At 67.9% G+C, this 1,583-nt stretch carries 1 pseudogene; it reads left to right on the top strand.

Annotation, left to right across the window (positions count from 1 at the left end):
- The first annotated feature begins 82 nt into the window (after positions 1-82).
- Positions 83-1,331 (top strand): annotated as a pseudogene (locus VGJ14_18625) (IS4 family transposase).
- Positions 1,332-1,583: the final 252 nt, after the last annotated feature.

The following is a 1,583-nucleotide window of genomic DNA, read 5'->3' as shown; positions in this document are numbered from 1 at the left end:
TGCGAGTCAGTGGACATCCGCGCCTCGGTGCGGCTGAGAGGCAATACCGGTAACTTAGATCATGATCCGGTAGGGTTCGGGTGTGCCCAGAGCTGGTCAGGTGAGGTCGCGGTCGGGTGATCGGTTGACGGATCGGGTCGGGGTCGGGGTGTTGACTCGCTCGTTCCCGCCGCAGGTGGTGGATGAGGTTGTGGCTGGTCAGGGGCGTACTGAGCAGCGGTCGCGGTTGTTGCCGGCGCGGTTGGTCGTGTATTACGTGATGGCGTTGGCGTTGTTCGCCTCCGAGGGTTACGAGGAGGTGATGCGCCAGCTCGTGGCGGGGTTGGCCTGGACCACGCGGTGGGGTGGGACGTGGCAGGTGCCGTCGTCGCCGGCGATCTCCAAGGCGCGCGCTCGGCTGGGTCCGGCTGTGCTGGCGGCGTTGTTCGACCGGGTGTGCGTGCCGGTCGCGGCCCCGGACGTCGCGGGGGGCGTTCTATCGGTCGTGGCGGCTGGTGGCCGTGGACGGGACCAGCTTCGATGCCCCGGACGAGGCGGGTAACACCGCCCGGTTCGGGAAACCGTCCAACGATCAGGGCAAGGGTGCGTTTCCTCAGGTCCGGGTGGTCGCGCTGGCTGAGTGCGGCACGCATGCGGTGTTCGCCGCCGCGTTGGCCGGGATCACCACCGGGGAACAGGACCTGTTCCGCCGGTTGCTGGCCAAGATCGGCCCGGGGATGCTGGTGCTGGCCGACCGTAACTTCCTGGGCCATCAGCTGTGGGGTGCCGCCGCGGCGACCGGGGCGGATCTGTTGTGGCGGGCCAAGTCCGACACCCGCCTGCCCGTGGTCACCGAACTGGACGAGGGCTCCTACCTGTCGCATCTGGCCGCGCCCGGTACCCGCGGACGCGGCCAGCGGATCATTGTGCGCGTCATCGAGTACACCCTGGCGGCCAGCGAGTCGGTGCATCCGCACAAGGCCGGCGAGGTCTACCGCCTGGTCACCACGATCCTCGACCCCACGCTGGCGCCGGCGCAAGATCTTGCCGCCGCCTACGCGCAGCGCTGGGAGATCGAGTCGGTATTCGACGAGATCAAGACCCACCAGCTCCAGTCCCGACCGGTCCTACGCTCCCGAGATCCCGATGGGGTCGAGCAGGAGATCTGGGGAATCCTGCTGGTCCACCACGCGATCCGCGACCTCATCCACATCAGCGCCCGCGACGCGGGCATCGACCCCGACCGGATCTCGTTCACCCGCGCAGTGCGCGCCGCCCGCCGCCAGGTCACCGACCAGGCGGGGCTTTCCCCCCTCCCGACTACGCCGCGCCCTGCGCGAGGCAGCCGCTGAGCTGCTCGAACGGCTCAACAAACGCCGCCGCCGACACAACCCGCGCGTCGTACGCCAAACCCGCCGCACCCCGTTCCCGACCAAGAAACGCATCGACCGGCACCTCATCCAGCCACCACCCGACCTGATCAACATCAGGAGACGAGCTTAAGTTACTGGTATTGGGGGGACGCTACGTGGGGCCACTGCGTTCATGGGGCAGAATGGCAAAACTTCATTCCACTGCAGTTCAGAGAGCTCTCAGGCCGCACT

Source organism: Sporichthyaceae bacterium (assembly GCA_036493475.1).
In the GTDB taxonomy this organism is placed as follows: domain Bacteria; phylum Actinomycetota; class Actinomycetes; order Sporichthyales; family Sporichthyaceae; genus DASQPJ01.
The sequence above is the reverse complement of the archived record's forward strand: the minus strand, read 5'-3'. Positions and strand labels throughout refer to the sequence as shown.